The 2581-nt window shown below is 58.4% G+C and carries 2 protein-coding genes; both read left to right on the top strand.

Features of this window, described 5'->3' with window-relative positions:
- Window positions 1–67: 67 nt before the first annotated feature.
- Window positions 68–1129 (top strand): regulator, encoded by a 1062-nt coding sequence (locus tag HQL65_20170; protein ID MBF0138552.1) that lies wholly within the window; start codon window positions 68–70, stop codon window positions 1127–1129.
- Between the two features lie 28 nt (window positions 1130–1157).
- Window positions 1158–2519 carry a regulator gene (locus tag HQL65_20175; GenBank protein ID MBF0138553.1) on the top strand — a complete coding sequence of 454 codons (1362 nt, stop codon included), beginning with the start codon at window positions 1158–1160 and terminating at the stop codon, window positions 2517–2519.
- The last annotated feature ends 62 nt before the right edge of the window (window positions 2520–2581 follow it).

The following is a 2581-nucleotide window of genomic DNA, read 5'->3' on the forward strand; positions in this document are numbered from 1 at the left end:
TTTTCGACATCATCACCCACTTGAGAACACTACGCCGATGAGGTTCATACGGATCACACTCCTGGGCATGCTTCTGGTCGCGGGTGGCTGTTCCAGTCAGGAACAGGATGCCCGGAACAAGTCCGGCTCTTCTCCACCCTATCGCATTCTGGATATCTACCAGGTTGGCAAGGATGTCTATGTGCGTTCCCTCCTCACCGAACCCAAACGGTCCGCCCTGTGGGTGGGAACCTCGGTGGGCGTCCACGAAATCGATCTGCAAACCAACACCGTGCGCAATACCTTCACACGCAAGGATGGTCTGGCCAACGAATATGTTTTCGCCATTGGCCAGGATGGCGAGGGAGCCATCTGGTTCGGGACCAATGCCGGCGGCATGTCCCGCTACAAGGAAGGCAAGTGGAAAACCTACTTTCCCATGCATGGACTCGCCGACTATTGGGTCTACTCCTTTGCCAGTCACCCGGATGGCTCTCTCTGGGCCGGAACCTGGGCCGGGGTCAGCCGCGTCGATCTCAAGACCGGCAAGTTCACCAACTACGTCAAGGAACTTGTCAACGAATGGGTCTATGCCATGGCCATCGATTCCCGCAACCGGATCTGGTTCGGCACCGAAGGGGGGCTTTCCCTGTTTGATGGCACCACCTGGCACGAATGGACCCATACCAGTGGCCTCGGTGCCCCCAACACCCAGCGTTTGCCGGTCAGCCCGAATACCGGCCTCGGCACCCGTCGCCGTCATGACCTGGGCATTCTGGCCGGCGGCGAATCGACCTACAATCCAAACTACGTCTTTTCGCTCAATGTCGAAGCCGGGGATGTCATCTGGGCCGGAACCTGGGGTGGTGGGGTGAGCCGCTTTGACGGCAAGACGTGGCAGAATTTTACGACCAAGGATGGATTGCCCGGCAATATCGTCTATAGCCTGGTGCGGGATGGCCGGGGAGTTCTCTGGGCCGGCACCAACAATGGGATTGGATTCTATCAGGATGGTACCTGGCGTCCCTTTGCCCATAACCTTCGCCTGCAAGGGAAGGATGTCTATGCCATGGCCGTGACCCCCGCCGGGGAGTTGTGGGCTGGAACCAGGGGGGAAGTCGTGCGGATTGGTCTTGCACCCCCAAAATGAGATCGAGGAGTGCGCAGTGAAAGCTGACATGAAAATTTATGTCGTAACGGGGGCAGCCATTCTCGTGGTGGCCACACTGGTTGCCGGTGCCTATCTGGTGGGCGTCAAACAGGGGGCCAGGAGCGGTTCAGGAGCCGGGGTTGCCGCCCAGCAGTCCGGTACGAAGCCACTCCTGCTCGGCAATGTGGCCGGACCTTTGGCACCAGGGGCCGAGGTTCCAGCCGCCCATCCCCCCATTCCCGGCCTGAATCCTGATGGCACCCCTGCTCCCCAGGGTGCTGCCCAGGGTGCCGCTCAGGGTGCGGCCCAGGGTCAGGGTGCGACGGACCCGGGTGCAGCCCAAGGTACCGTCCTGGGCAAGCCCAATGAAAAATTCACCCATTTCCGGGTCGGCAATCGCAATGTCAAGGATATGCTGGCTGACGGCCAACATATCTGGGTGGGGACCTCGGGCGGTGCCATTCGCTATGACACCCAGTCCGGCGACTACAAACTGTTCGATGTGCGCAATGGCAGCCTCCTTGCCAATGGCGTGTTTCATGTCGGACGCTATGGCGACCGGATTGCGGTGGGCACCTATGGCGGGGGACTCTCCGTCCTCGATCCCAAGACCCAAAAATGGCAGACCTACAATATTCCCAATGGCTTGGCTGATGCTTTCGTCTACGACTCCCTGCAATTGCCCAATGGGGACATCTGGATCGCCACCTGGTCCGGTGCCAACCGAATCCGGGGTGGCAATCTGGATGATCGGACCAAATGGGACCTTTTTACGGTGGAAAACACCAAGGGCGGCCTGCCCAACGATTGGGTGTATGGTCTGGCGGCAGGCAAGGATGGCGAGGTGTGGCTTGCCACCGAAGGGGGTTTGGGTCGCTTCAAGGATGATCAATGGCAGCACTGGACCCATGAAAACGGCCTTGGCATGACCTATGAAGCGGTCAAGGATCAAAACGATTTCATGAACGATCCCGCCAAAACCTCCAGTCACCATGCCCAGCAAAAAGAGGAACAGGGACTCTCCCGGGTCACGACCGCCTACAATCCCAACTACATCATCTCTCTCCAGGTGGACAACAAGGGGCAGGTGTGGTGTGGCACCTGGGGAGGTGGTTTGGCCCGTTTCGATGGGACCCAATGGAAAAATTACAGCGTCAAGGACGGGTTGCCCGCCAACTTCATCTTCATGCTGCATTATGACGAGAAGGGAACCCTCTGGGCCGGGACCAACAAGGGCTTGGCCAGAATGGAAGGGGAGGGCTTCAAGGTCATGACCACGAAGGAGGGACTCTTTTCCGATAATGTCTTCTCCCTGGCTTTCACCCAGGAAGGTTCCATGTGGGTGGGAAGTTTTGGCGGTGTTGCCAGGTTGATGCCCAATACCTGGTAAGCCGGGTTCACTTGAGCTTTCATTCTTGACCTATGTCCCAGCCTGAAGATGTCCAGGATTCA

Source organism: Magnetococcales bacterium (assembly GCA_015228935.1).
In the GTDB taxonomy this organism is placed as follows: Bacteria; Pseudomonadota; Magnetococcia; order Magnetococcales; family DC0425bin3; genus HA3dbin3.